Below are 1,027 nucleotides of genomic sequence, written 5' to 3' on the forward strand. Positions count from 1 at the left end.
GCCCGCGGGGGCGTCCCGGTCGGGGGCGGCGTCCGCGTCGGCGGCACGCGGCGCGCTCGTGCCGTCCTGCGGCTCCGCCCGGTCGGCGGGGACGCCGGTCTCGTCACCGTCCGGCCCGTCGCCGTCGGCCACCCGGGCCGACACGGCCGCGGTCGGCCCCGTGGCGGGCACGGCGCGGGTCCCGCGGACGGGCGTCACGTCGGCGACCTCGTCGCGGTGGGCGGCGGCCTGCTGGGCGTGGTCCTCCCCGGTCGCCGGGGCGTCGGAATCGGAGGGGGCCTCCGTCGTCGCCGCGGCGGCGTCCTCGCGTCCCGCGGCCCGGCGGCCCCGTCGCCGCGCGGTCTCGCCCGCGCGCGCCCAGGCCTCGGGGTCGGGCCACTCCTCGGCACCGGGGTCCCGCGCGGGCAGCCCGCTGCCGTCCTCGGCGCGTACGGCGGTGGCGACGCCGGAGAGCACGACGTCCACCTGCTGCACCCCGACGGCCCGCGCCAGCGCGAGCGCCAGCCAGGGCAGCGCCGCGTGCACGAGCACAGCCCCGGCCCGGCCCTGTCCCGCGGCGAGCAGCAGGCTCGGCAGGGCCGCCCAGACGACCGCGGCCCACATCCGCACGCCCACGGAGCGCGTCGCCGCGCCGGCGGCGAACCAGGCGCCGAGCCCGGACAGCAGCACCGACCCGAGCACGAGGACGGCGAGCGCGACGCCCAGGCTGCCCCCGGCGACCGCGGTGCCGGGGAGCAGCGCGGTGACGAGCGCGTCCGCGGGGCCGGGCGAGCCGAGCCCGCCGGACACCCAGCCGCTGGTGGCGGCGGCCCACACGTCGCGCAGGCCGGAGGACGCCGCGAGCAGCGCGCCCCCGACCAGCGGCTCGCCCGACAGGGTGCCGAGGACGAGCGGCCCGAAGGCGGCACCGGTGACGGCGACCAGGGCGACCGCGACGCCGACGAGGCCCGCGCGCCGGCGCAGCGCGAGCGCGGCGAGCTCGCGGAGCTCCAGCTCGCTCGGCGCCCGGCGGGTCGTCCGGGCGCCG

General features: G+C 82.7%; 1 pseudogene. It reads right to left on the minus strand.

Annotated features, from left to right (window positions below):
* Nucleotides 1-1,027: pseudogene (locus FA014_RS20425) on the minus strand (hypothetical protein); the annotation flags it as partial.

It is taken from the genome of Cellulomonas hominis, from assembly GCF_005239125.1.
Taxonomy (GTDB): domain Bacteria; phylum Actinomycetota; class Actinomycetes; order Actinomycetales; family Cellulomonadaceae; genus Cellulomonas; species Cellulomonas hominis_A.